Raw genomic sequence first — 16635 nt, 5'->3', positions numbered from 1 at the left:
TTCTTTGAGTTACCTTTCACCAAACGCGACGCTGATATTGGTATAGATCGGTTTCCATAGGTATTGGAACACCGACTTTTCGCCTGTTGTGATGTCGACCTCGCCCGTCATACCAGGCAAGATAGAGAAGCTCTCCGGATTATTCCTAAAGTATGGCGTTTCTACTGACACGACCACTTCATAGTAGATCTCGCCTCGTTCACTTTGACTTGTGGTCGGTGAGATACTTTCTACTTCCCCTTTCAAGGCCCCGAAGCGACTGTAATCAAACGCGTCAATCTTGATTCGAGTTGGCTGTCCCACATTCACGAAACCAATGTCTCTCGGCGAAAGTCGCGCTTTAAAATCCGCTTTACCGCCGACAGGGACAATCTCAACCACGGTCCCACCCGGCTGAATCACGCCCCCATTTTGGGTGCTCGGCAGACTTTGCACCAAGCCTTGTAAGGGAGAGACTAACGTCGTGTTGGTCAATTTCGCTTGGCTTGAACGCACTCTTGCGTTGAGCGCGGATAAGTCAGAGACCGCTTTAGAACGGTCATCGCTCACTGTCGCTTTGGCTTCAGCAAGCAGTTGCTCTATTTTTTGCTCATTGCTGTCTGCTTGCTTAATGAGAACCGATTTCTTGCCACGGGCTTCTTCTATTTTCTGTTCAATACTGGCCAGCTTTTGGCGCATTTCAAGCACACGTAAACGTGAGATGTTGCCTGCTTTATAGCCTTTCTCTAGGATAGTCAATTCTTGCTTAGTGGCATTCAGCTCTTTCTCATAGCTAGGCAAAGACTTATCGACGCTGCGAAGCTGCTCAGCGAGCTGCTCGCTGTCCTTTTCAAGCACGATGCGTTTTTGAAAGTACAGCCCTTTCTGAGCACTTAGCTGCGCCTTTTGCTGGCTCACGATCTGGGGATAATCGACCTCAAACTCCCCAAAATTCGGTTCTCGGTCATCAAGTAACGCATTCATACGCTCGATGCTAGCGAGCAGCGTCACTTGTTGAGATTTCAATTCTTCCAGCGCGGTACGCTGAAAAGTCGCGTCAAACTCAACCAGCGGTTGACCTTTCTCGACCAATTGACCTTCTTTAACGAGAATTTGCTTTAACTTGCCTCCAATGGCACTTTGTAAGACTTGTTTTTCGCCTTCAGGGATCACGGCGCCCTTTGCTTTAGCGATTTCGTCCACTTGAGTGAGCACAGACCAAGTGGCAAAAGCCACCACACACAAAGCCACCGACCACGTCGCCAGCGCCAATGTACGGGCCGTATTTTGTGATTCAACAAGCTCACCGTAGCGCTCGCCTGTATCGATAGGGTGTTTAGCCATTCGCGACTCCTTGCTTTGACGGGGGTTGGGCCTGCTGGGCGGCATGCGGTTGAACTGACGGTTCTTGTGTTGACGGCCGTTTCTCTTGAGCCAGTGGCGGTTCGTGACGCTCTTGAAGGCCGACAGGCGGCTGTGTGTCGAGTGGACCGGCATAAACGACACTCCCTTCGTTCAAAACCACGACCTTATCGGCCAGCTTAATGAGCTCAGGATCGTGGGAAGTGAAGATCACGGTGGCGTTTCCTTTTTTCGATTGCACGAACTCACTAAATATCCGTTTGGCATTGGGATGAGCATCGGGTACTGGGTTATCCATGAGGAACATTGGGTAGTCATAGACCAACGCTTTCGCGTCAATCAGGATCTGCGCGACAGTGCCTGACAGCAAGTCAAAAAGGCTGTCCGGTTGAATACGACTGATCGACGTATCCAGCCCATCTGGTAAGGTCTCGAGCCAGCGCTCCCCACCCACCATTTCAATGGCACCAATCATTTTCTGTTCTTCGACTTGATGCCCATCGGTTAACCACTCTCGAATACTCAGCGTGAGCAAATCAGGGTACGCTGCGCGGATGAAGCACCAGTGACGATAGAGCTGTGGGTCGTATTGGGCGAGGTTAACGCCTTCCAGCTCAACCATGCCATTTTGAATCGGTTGCAAACCTGACAACACTTCGATCAAGGTGGATTTACCACTCCCAGAGGGACCCGTGATGGCCACAATTTCACCGGCTTCGATGTCAAGACTGACCCCATTTAACGCTGGGCGACTTTGCTTGGGATACCTCAGTGTCACTTGCTCTAACTGCAAGCTCGGGGCGAGCGTAGGCAATGGATGATGTTGGTAGCTGAATTCTCGCTCAGACGGTTGAGACAGAATGCGATTGACCTGCAATTTAGACTGATTGAAGCTATTAAAGCGCATTGCACTGTTCGCCAAGATCTGAGCGGGTCCGGTCACTTTCGATATCAACATCATGGAAGCAATCAACCCCCCCGGGGTCATGACGTTTTCAAATATCAGCCCGATCCCGAGCCCCATCACCGCGAGTGTTGAGCCCACACTAATAAAATAGTACATCGAGGTATAGCGACTCTGAACAACCGATTGATGAAACGCCACGGTAGAGGCGAGAAGACTGGCCTTGTTGAAGCGTTGGATCCAATGTGCTGAAAACCCAGCGCTACGAATAAAAGCCAGCTTGGATGACAACTCATTGGTCATATTTTGACGATTGGTGCCCGCCACCGTCGATTGCATTGAGCGCTTGCTGCTCGAGCGTATCGAACGTTTTGCTAACACGTAGTAAAGGCTCAAAGCCACGATAGGCACCAGTACTAGCCAACCGCCCAGCACGCCTATAGCAACAACAAAGATCACAACGAACGGTAAATCAAACAGCGCATTTCCTAATGGCCCAGATAGCACCCCAGAAATACGTTCAGACAACATGACTTGATTTTGTTGACTTGACGACGCGGTTTGCTGGTTTTGCGCATAGCTGCTTCTAAGCAGGCGCTGAACGAGAGATTGCGCGATCTCACGACTGACACGATTCGACACCGAAGCAAACACTCGGCTGCGCAGTGTTCTGAGCCAACCCATCATCACAAACAATAAGGCCGCCCCAATGGCAATACCTTGTAGTTCATGTCCAGCATCGCCACCAATGACATGGTCATAGATCGACATCGTGATAAAGGGAATGGCCAGAGCAAACAAGTTGGTGATAAGACTGACTAACAGTAACTTAGGGATGATTGGGCGAAACACATGTAACCTTTCGCCAACCCAATCGGGAGACGCTTTCTCCAAGGGTGGGCCATCGATGACAATACAAAATTGAGGCGTATCGGTTATCTCTTCTTTGGTGTCATGAGCGATAAACTGCTTGGCATGTACATGACCAGAAACCAACGTCTGCTCCCCAAGAACCAGTATCACCAGTTTAGGGTCACCTACCGCATCTAAGTCAGCCACTAAACGATACGGCAATGCAAGCCTATCGAACAGAGCGAACATATCGTCGATGGACTCGACGCCATTTTCATCGATCCATTGATGCGCAAACAACTGGATGTTCGCGTTCACTTCCAGTTGCTTCAACACAGAGAGGCTTTCAGCTTCGAGCGCATTCATTGCCTCTTGGCGATCTTGCGAGTCAAGCGATTGATGACTTTTTAAACGATTCATGCGACGGCCTCCTGAGTGCGTTCCGTTTGCACGGCAATGGTTCGGCTGGCCAATTCACGAAGCCGAGAATGAGCGCTCACCATCAGTATCGCGCGTCCCGCCAACATCTCATCCCCCAGCACTTCAACCAGATGACTTAAAGCGTTAAGATCAAGCGAAGCGTCCGGCCTGTCTAACAGAACAACCGGCTTGTCACTGGCGAATTGAGCGGCAATATTGAGCATTTTCACATTGCCCATACTCAACAAAGCAGCACTCGTCTGGCCAACGTGTGTTTCCAATCCATCGGGTAAACGCGTAATTTCTTTGCTTAACCCTAGGCGACGAGCGTAGTCATTAGCGCGTTGGGTTTTGCTGGGATCAAAACCACACAAGTTGTCGAGAATCGTCCCCGACACCAATTGTCCTTTAACACCACAGTAAGCGATCATGTTGGCCATTGTGGCGAGTGACACCTCGTTGCCATTAACCAAGCACTCACCGGCCTTCAGTTCATCCACACCCGCTATTGACGACAATACATGACTGTTAGTGTGGCGATCTTCACTGTCTAACAAGACCAATTCCCCTTTTTTCAACCTCACATCCACCAGGGCGAGTTCACCATATCGCTCAATGGTCGCGTGTTGAATTTCGAGCACGTCAAAATCAACCTGCAGATCAGGTTCGGTCATTGCGGGGGACACTCGGTGGGAAACCGTTAAGTCACTCAACTTTTCTATTGCCTGATTCGCACTGTGTATTGAATTAAGCTTGATTCGGATCCCAATCAAAGCGCTCAAAGGCGCCACCGCTCTGCCTGATAAAATCGAACATGCCGCCAGTCCACCCGTGGTGAGCTGACCATCCAGCACCCACAGGCTGCCAGTGATCACGAGTAAAACCGACGTCGCCAAGGCCGCGAGCTGCAGACATTCTTGAATAAAGGCATTTTGTTCTTCTTCTTTTGCCTTAGATAAAGAGCGGACGTTGTTTAAGGACTTAAACTGATTAAAAATTCGAGACTCAACAGCCTGACGTTTGATCCCCTGTAGAGTTTGGCTCATTAGGATCAGGAAGGCTTTTCGCTCCTGCTCATCTTGCGCAGCTTTTTCACTTAAGCTTTTAACACGGAGAGAAGAAAGCCACACAATAGCGAGAGTCATCAACCAAACCGTCAACGGTATCACCACAAGTTCACCGCCAATGTAGGCCACCAGCCCCAGAAATATCATTGCAAACGGCAAATCAATAAAGCCTGCGATGACCCCACCAGAATACCAGTCTTTAACTTTGGAGACGGCGCCCAACCCTTCTTCCACTCCCCCGATACCGAGGTCACGAAGGTGACTTGATGACGCGGCAAGAGAAAGAAGATTGACGAGCAAAGAAGGCAGTAGGACTTTCCCTACTGCCCCTCTGTTTTTCATAGAATTTGAGAGCATACACCATCCTTATCGATGCTTATGCAATAAGATTGGTACACACTATAAGGTTATGCAAGGTAAGGGGCTGATTTAATTTAATTTTAAGACTATATTGAGGTTCCACTACTCATTCCACCTTACCATCCTATCTGCAAGGCTGGGCACCTCACGAATCCCCATGGATAGTGGAATAGCAGTGAGCGCGCTTGACGACGGATTGTCGAGAGGCAGCAAGCTATGCCGACCTTTCAATTGGACGCGATCGTCACCCACACAGGCAAATGATCGGAAATGGCGCGAGCCGCTTTCAGTGTCGGGTAGCGCTCAGAAAAATCCAAGATCCCGCTAGTACAGATCGACACGTGTTCAGAGAATACATTGTCGTATGGGTGCGTCAAATGCTCACCATCCTTTCGAGCCATTTTCAGGGCGGTTTTACCGCGAATATGGCTACGAAGTCCTACCCTTCTTATCGGCTCAAAGGCCTCGTCTTCATAACCGAGGTTAAAGTCCCCCATCACAAGCACTGGTGCATCCGAGGTCAAGGCAGGCAATTGCTTCAACTGAACAATTTCATGCGCAGGCTCTTTTTTGGTCGGAACCGCATGAAAATTGACTAATGTGGTGCGTTGCTGACCGATCCAAAAAGTCTGCACATACGGCTCCCTATCGACGCCATCACTGAGCTCGGTACTCAAACCACTCACTGGACTATCAACACGATCAACCCGTTCAGAGCGCCATAGATACGCATACCGCTCCGTCCCTTCACCGGAGGTTTTCTCACTGACTATCGCCATCCAGTCAGAAGACTGTTCACGTAATAACACCAATAAGCGCGCCACAGCCTCAGGGCCTCCTTTACCAGCAACCACTTCCTGTATCGCAACCACATCACTGTCAGCGACCAATGAAGCGATCACCTGCATTTCGTGTGTATCTTTACTTTGCCCCAGATCTTTAATATTCCACGACAACACTTTACGAGTATTGGTGCAATCATGGGCGATCGATGAGTCGGCAATGACCAACATTATTAGCCCTATCACCTTCACTAACGTCTTCATGCTCACTCCTCTCTTTCTTCACGGCAGTCTTAATCGGATGGTTATCGCTGCTAACCCTAGTCCACGTTAGAAAAAGTGCCAATGTGAGCCTGAATGTCTCTGCGATAGCTCACACTCGGAAAAGCACTGGGAAACACTATCCTCTGAACCTCCTTTAGCCAAGCTCATATCTTACGCAATGACATTACGTCAAACACTCAAACAGGAGAACACCATGATTCATGTTATTGGCACTAACATCAGCAATGAACAAGCTCAGGCTCATTTTGAGGCCGCCAAAGCCTATCTGATCCAATCAGATCTGGCTGAATTTTTGATCAACCAACTAGACGCTATTCCCGAAGTACTGACCATCAACGTCAGCAAAAGCACGGATACCACCCATCCCAATACGTGGGGAGAGGTCGACGGTACAGCTGGCACCATCAATTGGAACGTCCTACGTGTACTGAAAACACGCTCTTCTGCCTGCGAAATGAGCCCTCCTCTACTACTCATGCATGAGATGGGTCACGCATGCCAGTATATGTCAGGACAAAAAGGAGAAATGCTTGAGGGCTTGACCTTAGAGCGCCGCAACCTATTAGAAAATATCGATGTCAGCGCTATCGAAAACACCGTTGCCAATGAACTTCGCGAAAAAGGCTGCCCGGAGGGTGTGCGCGAGAATTATGATGATGCTCAACTTTAACCCAGAGTAACTTTCCCCGCTCAACGCGATTCGCGTATGAGCGACTTTTGAGGCCTTGGTTCTCTTTCCCACATCGAGTTCTGAGGCTTTTTTCATTGACCATCGACCTTGTTCACTCCCATCTCTGCGCCCAATTGGCTGAGTTTACGTTTGGAGACTCCGAAGTGAGTGCTCCACTTGGCTCAGCAAGCGAACCTTCCTTAGCTAGACTGGTCAAAACCGTTAAAGCTTGCTGGCAAACGGCGCGCAATCAGCTTCGCCGTACAACTCGAGCAAGAAACGGCCATTGTGGTAATAGAAAAGAGGACCGCGCAAGCGAACCGAGATACCGATGCAATCGAGGACATGAAACAAACGATTGTGAAATAGAAGGAAGCTTTAAAAAAGTAGCGGGGAAAGTCGTCAAATTTGTCGCGAGGTGACGACACTATTTAATTAAGTCAGCCATTTTCTAACATCTTTTGTTCATCAACGGCAATCTTATACTAATGTGTATACGTCAGTGCAATAAGGTAAAATAAAATGAAAATACGCTCTCTTATCATGCTGTTTACCGCGACGAACGTGGCAGCCGCAGATTGTATCGATCCAAACGACACCTACGTGGGTTATAACGACACCGTTAAAACCACCAGCATCAACGACATTGAATCCGATTACTACGTGCTGTCTTATTCCTGGGCGCCCGCTCATTGCCAAGGCAAAGAGGACACTAAACCAGGTCAGAAAAACTACCTGCAGTGCCATGACCCAGATAAGTTTGGTTATATCCTGCACGGCCTATGGCCTCAAGGAAAAGTCGACGACATCGGGAATTACCCGAGAGCCTGTGAGGGGGACTATCCCATCGAGATCAGCCGCGAAATTCTAAACCAATACTTATGTATGACGCCCAGTGTCTGGCTACTTCAGCATGAGTACGAGTACCATGGCACTTGCATGCACGATGAAACGCTGGAATCACCCGAACAGTATTTCGCCACCGCACTGAAGCTACATAATCAAATCAACTTACCCCGTAAGCGCTTACCAGATACTGAGCAAAGCCGTCAATGGTTTGTCGAACACAACCAGCACATCAATCTCAAAGTGGACTCCCTTCAATATTGGAGTGGCGGGCATGAATGGCAGATCTGCTTTGATAATGAGTTTGCGTTGATGCCCTGCCCGGTCAAGTCGAACGCCGATGTCGCGGTTGCAGGCGCAGACTGCCTCATCAAAGGCAATATTTCCCAGTCGAGTCAGCGCAAACTCTATTTCACGCCGGATCACCCCAACTATCCGGCCGTCAAAATCCATCCAGCGCAAGGCGAGCGCTGTTTCTCCACCGAACAAGCTGCCAAAAAGGCTGGCTGGACCAAGGCCTAAAGAGGCTAAGGTCGTTCAAAAACGCATGCTCTACTGCTCGTATCCTTAGACTCAGTTGGGGTGGAGGCTAATCCCGAGCCCTCAACTTGACCTCCGAATTGAGTTGTGGGAACGAAATACCGCAACCTCTCTACTGCGCCCAATCGCGGCGTGTTTCTCCTTGGCTACGCCCTCATGATTGCCTGTAGAGATGCTGGATGAACCATTTCCTTCTGATGGTCCCGCTAGATGCTCGTGATAATGGCCTCACTTCCATCCCAAAAAGGAGAAGATGATGAAGAAAAAAGTTCTCTCGGTCTGCTTATTCCTTACACCTTTTGCACAAGCGACCACCTCAAGCGATATCTATGCTGGCTTCGAACTGTTTGGCGGTCAACGCCACATCAACGAAGACGTCAATAATGCCTTTCTGACCGACAACCTCGATCGAATGAATGGGATCCGTCTGCATAGTGGCTACTACCTCAGCGAACAGCTACGTGCGTACGGCTACATTCAGCGCAACGTGACCATCAAGAACACGCTGCTCGACTCAACGGGTGGCCAAACGCTGAAGTACAGTGGCTATCAATTGGGAGCAGGCATGGATTACCGCTACTCATTGACAGCCAACCTCTACGGCTATCTTGGCGTAGAACTGGGGGTGCTGAGCAACAAAATCCGCTATACCGCGCTTAATAAGACTCACACGGATAGCCGCACCACGCTGGTTTTAGGCAGTAAAATAGGCCTTGGCTATCAGTTCACTGAAACTTGGACTGTAGAAGGCGGGCTAAAGATCGACCGTCCCTCAAGCGACACACTCCACGTGGACAATAAGTCAGTGCACATCCGCCATGGCAGCGCGATTTTTGCCACCATCAACTATCGCTTCTAAGCTCAACCTTTTCTCGGCGACGCTCAGGCATGCTGCTGTCGCAGCGTGCCCTGTGGGCTCTCATTGCCTCATTCACTATCGCTTGCCCTTCACCAACCCTTCAAGGAGGTTGTATGACCTATGCCGCGGATTTTTACATCACCGAAAACATCATCGGTTACATGGGCAACCCGAATGTCCTGCCTACCGTTTTTTTTCAGCAAGGGCTACGCTTTGGCCACATAAGCCAATCGGAAGCCAACCCCATCGAGTTGGGACGTAGCATAGTACAAACCTATTCAGATTATCGTTTGTACAACAACCGCGATGGCTTAGCAGAAGAGTTCTATAACGGCGCTATTCAGTCTACCTATGACTCCCCCCTGTTTCTGGTTACTTTCGAATCCCAGGACTGGCGCCCATTTCTGCTATCCACCGCGATCCTCAGTGAGCGGGGGCTAAAAAGTAAATACCTCCGCCGTTAACTGCTGCAACGCATTAATCAATGATCGACATAGTCACAAAGTCTTGTAAAAAGCTTTGAAAAGCAGGCCCAGAGAAATCATTGTGATTGGGGATCAGGGCCTCATCAACGGACACCACCAGATAAGGCATACGCGCAGGCAACTCAGCACGTCTCTTAAGGTCGGCACCGCGAAAATGTATGTTCGGTAGCCCCTGTTCCCATTGTTTCATCGAGTAGCGCGCCGACTGCAGTCGCGTCATCTGTGGCTGCCGTTCGACATCGACCGGCGTTAAGCGGTGAGTGCGATAGGGAGCAAAATGACCGATCGCGATCCGCCCGGCACTGCTCTGATTGACCAACACCGTTTCCTGCCCGATCTGCGTCCGCATATAACGTTTTGCTTCAAAACTTCGGGTCACGGCGTTGCCGAGAGGAAACGCATAGCGAGTGGCCCAGTCACTTTCGGAGGTAAACAAGGCCAAAATTGGCTTTTGCCCACCATAAAACTGATTGTAACGATCTTGCAAATCATGAAAGTGGGCATATTTGAGGGCATCAAATGCTGGGTTGATTAAGATGGTTAAGTCCCCAAGTCCTTTGGTTGAGGCGTCAAAATCACTGATACTGCTCGAGTCCACTAATTCCTGAGCCAAAAGTTTATTGATAGCAGAAAACACAATAGCGCCACCAAAACTGTGACCAAGCGTGATCACCCGAGTCTCGGTAATGCTTTGCTTTTTCAGCGTATTCAAATAGCTAAACACCTCAGTAATGCTGCCATCGGCGACGCGCTTCGCTGCACTTTGGCGATCCCAAAAGGTCGTGTGTTCAAGCAGAGGCCAAGCCACTGAACGTCCACGCCATCCGATGTAGACTCCCAACACCGACCAGTCTTGCTCTGGCAATTGCTGACTTAGATTAGCGAGATGGTGACGAAATTGCACCACATTACTGTCTTGCCCATCGGCGTTGTGCTGCCAACCATGGACATAGACATAGATGAGCGTATTTTGAGCTCGGGTGAGAGATTGCGCGTAGCCTTTGAGCTGTTCCAGTTGTTCACGGTCCCAGAACACGCCCTGGTCATCAATCTCGATAAAACCGAGCGCATACGGTTTCCCTGGTTCAGGCAGCTCAATCGACCCAGTTGAACAGGCCTGTTCTGGCGGACACTCCAGCAACGTGTATGTATCAACTGGGTGATGAATTTTCTGCTCCAAGCACCCTGTCAGTAAGCCTGTCATCAGGCTCAATCCGATTCGCCACATTGTCACGATCTCCTTGGTTTATTTCGGCATCCCATCGTAAAACTCAAAGTATCAAAGTGCTTTCAGGAAACGCTTCCCCCTGAACACGCCCCCTATGAACATACTCGCCGTCCTCCACTAGCCTAGGGCGCTTTCTTTCACTTCAAGGAATTCAGGTATGTATTACCCTCGTTATATCGCGCTCATCCCACTCAGCCTCATGCTTCTGTGGTCGACGTGGGTCCAAGGACAGTCAGAGGCCATGCTTGGTGACGTGCTATCTCACTTCCCTTTAGCACCCGCGGATACGCGCTCACCCTATGCGACACTGACCAGCTTTGAGCAGTTGACTCAGGCGACTCGCCAACAGTTGCAAACACTGGAAAACCTTCCACCAAACGCTACCCCCACCCTTTCAGCCAAGGCACAATACATCGACACGCTCATCGAACGCGCGCAATCGTGCTTTGAGCTGTCGGATTACCCACAAACAACCCGTAAGCGAATCGGTTTAGAGTCGGTATTGCTGCTCGGTGAAATATTACGGCGAACTCCCGCACCTGAGTTGAGCAGGGTTCCTGGGCACCCGCAGGCCAACGCACGCTCACTACCCGAGAGCTGGGTGTTCCCGGGCACAGAGCTGACGATCCGCCAATCCAGCGATGGGCACTACCGCTTTTCCGCTCGCACGGTGCAGCAGCTGCGCTACTATTACGAGCAAATCCAACACCTCCCGACGCATGATCCTGAGCAGCGCGATTGGTATCAATACTTTGAGTCCAGCCCAGGCGCCCTTATCCCTCCACGCTGGTTTCGGGCTTTGCACGGTATGCCTAAGGCACTGTTTACCCTTTATGCCGATCAGGCGCTGTGGCAATGGATAGCCCTAATCACACTTGGGGTCCTGTATGGATTGAGTTTACTGGCATTATATCGATACACACCTTTGATGCGCCGACGTGTGGTCGGCTCGAGTGTACTCGCGTTGAGCCTACAACTGGTACGATGGACACTTGAACACCACATCAATATTGGTGGGTCGCTAATGCGTGCTTTGGTGATGGTTTCCGAATTGCTGATCTGGCCATTAATCGCGATGGCAACCTATCAAGCACTTGCGAGTGGTTTGATGTCTTTGGCGCGCCAGCAAGTGCCGGACTCCTTGAAACTGAGCATGGTAAAAGTACTGAGCACTATTGTGAGTTCACTCGCTGCGCTCGTGGTCCTCAGCTATGGTGCAACACGCATTGGGATCCCCGTCTATGGCATCGTCACCAGTTTAAGTCTTGGAGGCATGGCGATCGCGCTAGCCATCAGGCCGACGATGGAAAACCTCATTGGTGGGGTGGTGCTGTATCTGGATAAGGCGATCCAGGTCGGCGACTATGGCGAATTCGAGGGGATTGCTGGGACCGTAGAAGCGATCGGGATCCGTTCAACCAAGATACGTGCATTGGATCGCACGCTGATCACCATTGCTAACGGCCACCTTGTGCGCATGAAACTGACCAATTATAGCCGACGTGACAAATTTCAGTTGCGTACCACCTTATCGGTGACGTACGCAACCACCATGACGCAGCTGTCAGAAGTCATTAATGCTCTTTCTGCCTATCTTGAACATCGCGAGGACATCGCTGCAGAGCCTATGCGCGTTCACTTTACACGTTTTTCAGGTTCCTCCCTCGATATCGACATTCACGCTTATGTTTACGCCAACGACCGTAGCCAGTTTCTCGCACTCCAGCAGTCTATTCTGATGGACATCAGTGTTCTCTTAGCCCGTCATGAAGTTAACTTTGCCTATCCCTCTCAAACTCTCTATTTGCATCCTTCGACGCGATGAACAAAGGGGCCGCTATCTGGCCCCATTATCCTCATGAAACTTTCGTCGATAATCTTGGTAGCGATCGAAGATCCGCTTGACATATTGCTTGGTTTCACTGCCCCGGCAATAGCCATAACGAATAAACGGCAAAGCGTAGTACTGAGGTTGCTCAAGCAGGACGATGTAGCGTTCCACACTGCCAAACCAAACGTTTGGATCTGCGTTATCACGTAAAGCCAAGCGTTGTGCATCCAGTACATGCCCGACTCCCGCATTGTAGGATGCAAAGGTAAATGCCAAGGCATTATCTGCGGTTAGATGACGCCAATAGGCGTGATAAAGCCGATGATTGTATTTGGATCCTCCACGAATGTTTTCCGCTGGATCCAACACGTTAAGCACTTGCATATCGACCGCCGTTTCGGGCATCAGTTGCATAATTCCTTGAGCACCCGCAGGGGACACCGCTTTCGGGTCAAAAGCCGACTCAGAGTATGCTTGGGCGGCTAGCCATAACCAACTAAACGGCGGTTCAGCGTACTTTTGAAAGTAGTGATCCCACGCACTGAGAGCCCGAGGTGAGCTTTCACTCTGATCTCGGTACTGCTCTTGATAAGCCCCAACAATCGCACGTGCCTGTTTCGATGTAAGCCATTGATTGAGATGGTGACGCAAAGTCGTACTGGATGGGGCCAACGCGAACGCGATACCACGCGGTTCACCGAAAACCAACGCCGGCGCTAAGGTGGAAAACTGGGCATTCGCACTGCGTGCAATGTGCTCGTCAACGATCGTATACGACCATTCCCCCTCTGCGACACCTCGAATGACGTCTAATGTCGAGCGGTGAGAAGGCAGCAGTTGCGAGTAAACATTGACTTCAGCGGCCAATTTTTCCACCTCCTGTTCATAAGTTGTTCCACGGCGGACAGTGATGGTTTTCCCGGCCAATTGAGACCACTCATGGATCTGATTGTCCCAGCGATGAATCAAGACTTCTCGCGTTTCCAATATAGGCTCACTGAAACGAACGTGATGTTCTCGGCTCACCGTTGGTGTCAGATCTGCGGCCACAATATCGACCTGCCCGCGCTCCACAGCCCGCAGTAACTCATCCAGTTTAGACCGATAAACGACCTGGATATGCACCCCCAAATGCTCAGCAAAGGCTTTAAGCACTTCACATTCAAGCCCTCTCAACTCACCTCGTTTATAAAAACACCCAATGCCATTCAAGCGGGTAGCGACACGCAATACACCTCGCCGCTTGACTTGTTCAAGCCCCATGCTCTTAGACGACTGCATATCCGAGTAGCGGATCACTTCCGGTTCAAACACAATCGGAAAAGCCACCCATAGACCTATACCTGCCACCCCTAGTAAGCCGATAAACCACCATTTCATCCTCATTCTTGCTGTCCTTTCTTGCTGCTGGTCAGGCTACTGTAACCAACAACATCCGTGACGGGATTGGGAAGTGTTTCCCGCTGCATTGTCATTTTGTTACTCAGTAAGGTGAACGCCACTTCAATCAACAAAGGGCTGATCATCATGGGTATTTTTAGCAAGAACAAACCCGTCTCACCGCAATATTTGGATGGTATCGTGCGGGGGCTGAACTACGTGGCTAATTGCGCCAGCGACATGAGCCTGTCGCACTACCAAAACCTCATCGAGCAGTACTTCGATTACGACGAAACTGCGTCCATCTTCACCCCCAAAGTGGTGCGACTCCAGCTTGATCCCGAACACGAAATCACGATGCCGCTGATCGCAGTAACAGATGCCAAGGGGTTGTACCTAGATGAGTTGGAAGTCGATTTTTCGGTACGTGTGACTGGCATTGATCCACGCAAGATGCAAGACGGATTACAACAGGACTGCCCGCAATTGGTGGTCGACATCGCGCCTAGACAACGAGATGCCAGCGCAGGACGAGATAAAGACGTGATTGATTTCAAGGTCAAGTTCAAATCCAGCGAAGCCCCTGAATGTGTGATGAAAGTCATTGACAAGTACAACACCCAGATCACCCCCCAGCAAATGTCCCCCCGCGAGGGAACCGCTCCGTCTTCGTCATCTGAGATGACACAACCCGAAGCCTAAAGGCTTCACCAAAAAAAGGAAACAACTATGGCTTTAGAAAGCATTAAGAACCATTTTAGTGGCCTCCCAATGGAGAGCCTGATTGGCAGTCCACTCAAAGCCGCGTGTGACGCACAAGTCATGCTGGCGCGTTCGACCGTTGACTTCATCAAGGACGTCGGTTTTGAAGGAGAAAAAACCCGTACGGCAGATTTTTCCTATACACGTCATGTGGTCACGGGCAAAGATGGTCTAGGTAATGACATCATCGAGCAAGAAGATGTCGGCCTGGAAGTGCCAGTCCTGGCGATCGTCAACATCCCTAACCTGATGGTTGATGAAGTGGACATTACGTTCGATATGGAAGTGAAGTCGTCCGAGACTTCATCCGAAACCAACGACAGCCAAGGCTCGTTCTCTGCCAATGCCAAGGTCGGCTGGGGCCCATTGAGCGTGACAGCCAAAGTGTCAGGCAGCGTTTCTAGTCACAAGGAGAATACTCGTTCAAGCGATAACTCTGCCAAGTATCACGTCAATGTTCACGCCTCTCAGGCAGGCACACCAGAAGGTTTATCGCGCGTATTGGACATCATCCAAGACTCCGTGGCACCGAAGTCGGTCGAAGGGCCAAACCAGAAATTGGTAGAAGACAAAAACATCAAGGGCGCCGCGGACAAAGTCGTGTTCTGCCGTAAACAGCTGGAGTCCGCGAAGTCTGAGTTGAAACTCGCCAACATGCAGTTCGAAGCCGAGAAGCAAAAGTCCCTTGCTGACAAGAGTGAAGGCAAAGACGCAGATCCTAACAAACTCAAAGGCGCTGAAAAGAGGTTGAGTGAGGCGAAACAAAAAGTGGCGGATAAAGAAATCGCTCTGCAAAGCGAGCTCAACGATCTAGAGGCGAAGATCAACAAGACCCCAACCACCGATACTACCGCACAAAATACCTCAACAGGTGGCTAACAGGAGTTAAGCAATGAAACACAATGGCACACATGACCCTTTAGATCTGTCCGACGTTCGTCATGTTGAGCGCATCGTCATCGGACGTTATAACCCCAATAACCCTGACGACGAGGGCCACATGCAGCGACAAATCGACAAGCTCAATCATTGCCTTTCTACCAGCCCGAAAGGCCTACTAATGGGCAAAGATACCGGATTCACCGTGATCAAACTGGGTGAAAATACCGTTGTGTCTCAGCAAGTGGCCTATCACATTGGCTTCCGGCGCAAACCCGCCGATCTTTAACTCACTGACCGTGAAAATAAACAAGGCTTGCGTACGCAGGCCTTGTTCTTTTCTCAATTCAACAGCAAAAATAAAGGTGCTGCCAATCCTGAGTTCGACACAATTCGTATCACACGGTAATAATTCGACCTGTCGTATATTGGCCTTCTAGGGGTAATGTTTCCCAATAGATATTTTTCATTCACCTGCGTTATATCTTAATCCGAATAAACAACGTCGGTAAACCTAAATGAATAATAAAATTACTATTAATGAAGTCAATAAAAAGATTGTATATATCGATATAAAAAAACTGCCAGAAAAAATACAGTTTTTTATCGAACTCATTGGTCTTTATGATACTTACTTGTTTGTTTCTTCCTGCAGTGGAAAGAAACTCTACATCCCCAAAAACCCCCAGCGTAGCAAGCTGAGCAAAGTGATTACTCCTGATGCTTTGGCAGTGATCAGTCACCATTATGGTGGGGAAATAATTGAAGTTCCTCAGGTGGAACATTTCCACCGCTTAGTGCGAAATTTGATCATTTTTGACTGGATAGAGCAAGGGCGAACGAACGGTGAGATTTCGCACGCATTTGAATTAAGTTACCGTCAAGTCGTAAATATAAAAAAAGAACATCATGAATATGCTGCGAACAAATTTATATAACCAATACGAAAGCGAAAAAATTGTTTTACTAAATTATCCTCGAATATAAATATTACTTAAAGGAGACAACGCCTGCTGCCCCTCGTTGTGAATTTATTTTTGTAAAAGCGTTGATGAAGAGCCTTTTATTTCACAACGAACGGTAGGCTCTAGAGGTAACGTGACCATTCGACCACTGCCGTCCACAGTGATCGATGAGGCTTGGT

At 49.6% G+C, this 16635-nt stretch carries 15 protein-coding genes and 1 pseudogene; 9 read left to right on the top strand and 7 right to left on the bottom strand.

The window, feature by feature from the left end:
* Positions 1-9 precede the first annotated feature (9 nt).
* From LYZ37_RS24185 to LYZ37_RS24170, 4 genes are all read right to left on the bottom strand, one after another.
* Positions 10-1323, bottom strand: a complete 1314-nt coding sequence (locus tag LYZ37_RS24185; RefSeq protein ID WP_004744157.1) for an HlyD family type I secretion periplasmic adaptor subunit — start codon at positions 1321-1323, stop codon at positions 10-12.
* Positions 1316-3517: a peptidase domain-containing ABC transporter gene (locus tag LYZ37_RS24180; RefSeq protein WP_272788474.1), complete on the bottom strand. Its 2202-nt coding sequence runs from the start codon at positions 3515-3517 to the stop codon at positions 1316-1318. Before LYZ37_RS24180 ends, LYZ37_RS24185 begins: the two co-directional genes overlap by 8 nt.
* Positions 3514-4941 carry an ABC transporter gene (locus LYZ37_RS24175; protein ID WP_272788473.1) on the bottom strand — a complete coding sequence of 476 codons (1428 nt, stop codon included), beginning with the start codon at positions 4939-4941 and terminating at the stop codon, positions 3514-3516. The genes LYZ37_RS24180 and LYZ37_RS24175 overlap by 4 nt, the downstream gene beginning before the upstream one ends.
* A gap of 230 nt (positions 4942-5171) precedes the next feature.
* Positions 5172-5990 (bottom strand): endonuclease/exonuclease/phosphatase family protein, encoded by an 819-nt coding sequence (locus LYZ37_RS24170; RefSeq protein ID WP_272253181.1) that lies wholly within the window; start codon positions 5988-5990, stop codon positions 5172-5174.
* A gap of 214 nt (positions 5991-6204) precedes the next feature.
* On the opposite strand from LYZ37_RS24170, the gene LYZ37_RS24165 reads away from it, so the two are divergent.
* From LYZ37_RS24165 to LYZ37_RS24150, 4 genes are all read left to right on the top strand, one after another.
* Positions 6205-6681, top strand: coding sequence for a M91 family zinc metallopeptidase (locus LYZ37_RS24165; protein ID WP_272788472.1), 477 nt, complete (start codon positions 6205-6207; stop codon positions 6679-6681).
* A 522-nt stretch (positions 6682-7203) separates the two neighbouring features.
* Positions 7204-8049 carry a ribonuclease T2 family protein gene (locus LYZ37_RS24160; RefSeq protein WP_272253184.1) on the top strand — a complete coding sequence of 282 codons (846 nt, stop codon included), beginning with the start codon at positions 7204-7206 and terminating at the stop codon, positions 8047-8049.
* 274 nt (positions 8050-8323) lie between these two features.
* The gene (locus LYZ37_RS24155; protein WP_272788471.1) at positions 8324-8926 is read left to right on the top strand and encodes an outer membrane beta-barrel protein; all 603 of its coding nucleotides are present in this window, start codon (positions 8324-8326) and stop codon (positions 8924-8926) included.
* Between the two features lie 113 nt (positions 8927-9039).
* Positions 9040-9390 carry a hypothetical protein gene (locus tag LYZ37_RS24150; RefSeq protein WP_272240697.1) on the top strand — a complete coding sequence of 117 codons (351 nt, stop codon included), beginning with the start codon at positions 9040-9042 and terminating at the stop codon, positions 9388-9390.
* A gap of 13 nt (positions 9391-9403) precedes the next feature.
* Here the strand turns inward: LYZ37_RS24150 and LYZ37_RS24145 are convergent, their stop codons facing one another.
* On the bottom strand, positions 9404-10639 hold the full coding sequence (locus LYZ37_RS24145; RefSeq protein WP_272242990.1) for a hypothetical protein: 1236 nt from the start codon (positions 10637-10639) through the stop codon (positions 9404-9406).
* Positions 10640-10796: 157 nt separating this feature from the next.
* On the opposite strand from LYZ37_RS24145, the gene LYZ37_RS24140 reads away from it, so the two are divergent.
* Complete coding sequence (locus LYZ37_RS24140) at positions 10797-12464, top strand: mechanosensitive ion channel family protein (RefSeq protein WP_272788470.1); 1668 nt, start codon at positions 10797-10799, stop codon at positions 12462-12464.
* A 12-nt stretch (positions 12465-12476) separates the two neighbouring features.
* On the opposite strand, the gene LYZ37_RS24135 is transcribed toward LYZ37_RS24140, so the two are convergent.
* Positions 12477-13856, bottom strand: a complete 1380-nt coding sequence (locus LYZ37_RS24135) for a transglycosylase SLT domain-containing protein (RefSeq protein WP_272788469.1) — start codon at positions 13854-13856, stop codon at positions 12477-12479.
* On the bottom strand, positions 13853-13999 hold the full coding sequence (locus LYZ37_RS24130) for a hypothetical protein (protein ID WP_272240689.1): 147 nt from the start codon (positions 13997-13999) through the stop codon (positions 13853-13855). The genes LYZ37_RS24135 and LYZ37_RS24130 overlap by 4 nt, the downstream gene beginning before the upstream one ends.
* Here LYZ37_RS24130 and LYZ37_RS24125 point away from each other — a divergent pair.
* The 4 genes and pseudogenes from LYZ37_RS24125 to LYZ37_RS24110 all read left to right on the top strand — a co-directional run bounded on the left by LYZ37_RS24125 (position 13998) and on the right by LYZ37_RS24110 (position 16429).
* Positions 13998-14552 carry a DUF2589 domain-containing protein gene (locus tag LYZ37_RS24125; protein ID WP_272788468.1) on the top strand — a complete coding sequence of 185 codons (555 nt, stop codon included), beginning with the start codon at positions 13998-14000 and terminating at the stop codon, positions 14550-14552. The two genes, LYZ37_RS24130 and LYZ37_RS24125, sit on opposite strands and share 2 nt — an antisense overlap.
* A gap of 27 nt (positions 14553-14579) precedes the next feature.
* Positions 14580-15161, top strand: a pseudogene (locus tag LYZ37_RS24345) (DUF2589 domain-containing protein); the annotation flags it as partial.
* Positions 15162-15504: 343 nt separating this feature from the next.
* On the top strand, positions 15505-15780 hold the full coding sequence (locus tag LYZ37_RS24115; RefSeq protein WP_272240685.1) for a hypothetical protein: 276 nt from the start codon (positions 15505-15507) through the stop codon (positions 15778-15780).
* Between the two features lie 229 nt (positions 15781-16009).
* Positions 16010-16429, top strand: a complete 420-nt coding sequence (locus tag LYZ37_RS24110) for a hypothetical protein (RefSeq protein ID WP_272788467.1) — start codon at positions 16010-16012, stop codon at positions 16427-16429.
* Positions 16430-16635 lie beyond the last annotated feature (206 nt).

The sequence above is a fragment of the Vibrio tubiashii genome (assembly GCF_028551255.1).
Classification (GTDB): domain Bacteria; phylum Pseudomonadota; class Gammaproteobacteria; order Enterobacterales; family Vibrionaceae; genus Vibrio; species Vibrio tubiashii_B.
The sequence above is the reverse complement of the archived record's forward strand: the minus strand, read 5'-3'. Positions and strand labels throughout refer to the sequence as shown.

What these genes read in the sequence shown, in the direction of transcription:
- LYZ37_RS24130 (WP_272240689.1), bottom strand. Translation starts at nt 13,999, where the DNA reads ATGATGATCAGCCCTTTGTTGATTGAAGTGGCGTTCACCTTACTGAGT.
- LYZ37_RS24115 (WP_272240685.1), top strand. Translation starts at nt 15,505, where the DNA reads ATGAAACACAATGGCACACATGACCCTTTAGATCTGTCCGACGTTCGT.
- LYZ37_RS24175 (WP_272788473.1), bottom strand. Translation starts at nt 4,941, where the DNA reads ATGCTCTCAAATTCTATGAAAAACAGAGGGGCAGTAGGGAAAGTCCTA.
- LYZ37_RS24125 (WP_272788468.1), top strand. Translation starts at nt 13,998, where the DNA reads ATGGGTATTTTTAGCAAGAACAAACCCGTCTCACCGCAATATTTGGAT.
- LYZ37_RS24165 (WP_272788472.1), top strand. Translation starts at nt 6,205, where the DNA reads ATGATTCATGTTATTGGCACTAACATCAGCAATGAACAAGCTCAGGCT.
- LYZ37_RS24155 (WP_272788471.1), top strand. Translation starts at nt 8,324, where the DNA reads ATGAAGAAAAAAGTTCTCTCGGTCTGCTTATTCCTTACACCTTTTGCA.
- LYZ37_RS24150 (WP_272240697.1), top strand. Translation starts at nt 9,040, where the DNA reads ATGACCTATGCCGCGGATTTTTACATCACCGAAAACATCATCGGTTAC.
- LYZ37_RS24185 (WP_004744157.1), bottom strand. Translation starts at nt 1,323, where the DNA reads ATGGCTAAACACCCTATCGATACAGGCGAGCGCTACGGTGAGCTTGTT.
- LYZ37_RS24135 (WP_272788469.1), bottom strand. Translation starts at nt 13,856, where the DNA reads ATGAGGATGAAATGGTGGTTTATCGGCTTACTAGGGGTGGCAGGTATA.
- LYZ37_RS24145 (WP_272242990.1), bottom strand. Translation starts at nt 10,639, where the DNA reads ATGTGGCGAATCGGATTGAGCCTGATGACAGGCTTACTGACAGGGTGC.
- LYZ37_RS24110 (WP_272788467.1), top strand. Translation starts at nt 16,010, where the DNA reads ATGAATAATAAAATTACTATTAATGAAGTCAATAAAAAGATTGTATAT.
- LYZ37_RS24160 (WP_272253184.1), top strand. Translation starts at nt 7,204, where the DNA reads ATGAAAATACGCTCTCTTATCATGCTGTTTACCGCGACGAACGTGGCA.
- LYZ37_RS24170 (WP_272253181.1), bottom strand. Translation starts at nt 5,990, where the DNA reads ATGAAGACGTTAGTGAAGGTGATAGGGCTAATAATGTTGGTCATTGCC.
- LYZ37_RS24180 (WP_272788474.1), bottom strand. Translation starts at nt 3,517, where the DNA reads ATGAATCGTTTAAAAAGTCATCAATCGCTTGACTCGCAAGATCGCCAA.
- LYZ37_RS24140 (WP_272788470.1), top strand. Translation starts at nt 10,797, where the DNA reads ATGTATTACCCTCGTTATATCGCGCTCATCCCACTCAGCCTCATGCTT.